Raw genomic sequence first — 1,084 nt, forward strand, 5'->3', positions numbered from 1 at the left:
CATTTTCAACCATTTTTGAAGCCCTGTTTTCAGAGCAACAATTAAATTCACTTGGTGTTCAAACTCACATGATTGAACGCTTTCGCCTGATCACTCCCGCAAAACTTTGCCTGGCATTTGTGTGTGCCCTGGGAAGTGGAAATGCCCGCACAATCGCTGATATACATCGTTACTTTAACCACTTGCATTCGATGTCAGTACGCCTTAAACCATTCCATAATCAGTTAGTTAAGCTCGGAACTCCTGAATTTATGCGTCAAGTGTTTGAGCAGGCGCTGGCACTTCATTTGCCAGCCATGCACACCTTTTCGGACGCCTATCGGGGGCATTTCAAGCAGGTACTGTTGCAGGATGGCACCAGTTTCGCTGTTCATGACGGCCTCAGCCTGCATTTCCCCGGGCGATTCAGTACACACTCTCCTGCGGCAGTGGAGCTTCACGTGACCTATGACCTTGAAAAAGCCCAGCCTGTCCGCGTTTCTCTGAGCGAAGATACTGCATCTGAACGCGACTATCTCCCCGTAGCTCAAAGTCTACGTGGTTGTTTGCTCATGGCCGATGCAGGTTATTTTTCAAAAGCTTACATTGAATCGCTCCAAAACGAAGCGGCCAGCTTTGTGCTTCGGATGCCCGCTTCGGTGAATCCAATGGCGACTTGCAACCAAACAGGACTCTGTCAGCCGCTACGCAGCTGGCTGGCCGTATTGCCTAAGCATGGCGAATTGGATTTGGATGTGCAGTGGCCAGATGGTCCGGTGTACCGTTGTGTTTTGTTTGCTTCCACTGACCATAAAGACAAACCGGTTTGTCTATGTACAAATTTGGACCGGCACACATTCCCAGCCGCAACAGTGGGCGAATGGTATCGTCTGCGCTGGCAGATAGAACTCTTGTTCAAAGAATGGAAATCGTTGAATAGTTTGAATAAATTTAATACGGAATACTCAACGATAGCCGAAACGTTGATTTGGGGAAGTCTGCTGGCGGCAACGCTCAAGCGTTGGTTAATCAACGGAGCACAGCAAAAATATCGGCGAGTGTTGTCCATGTTCAGCGGGGCCAAAACAGCCAATCAGTGGTGGCT

1 protein-coding gene is annotated in these 1,084 nt (G+C 49.0%); it reads left to right on the plus strand.

Annotated features, from left to right (window positions below):
- On the plus strand, positions 1-1,084 hold a 1,084-nt coding region (locus tag B5P39_RS24330), incomplete at both ends, for an IS4-like element ISPa12 family transposase (protein WP_140418357.1).

The organism is Shewanella sp. Shew256, assembly GCF_002196695.1.
Lineage (GTDB): Bacteria > Pseudomonadota > Gammaproteobacteria > Enterobacterales > Shewanellaceae > Shewanella > Shewanella mangrovisoli.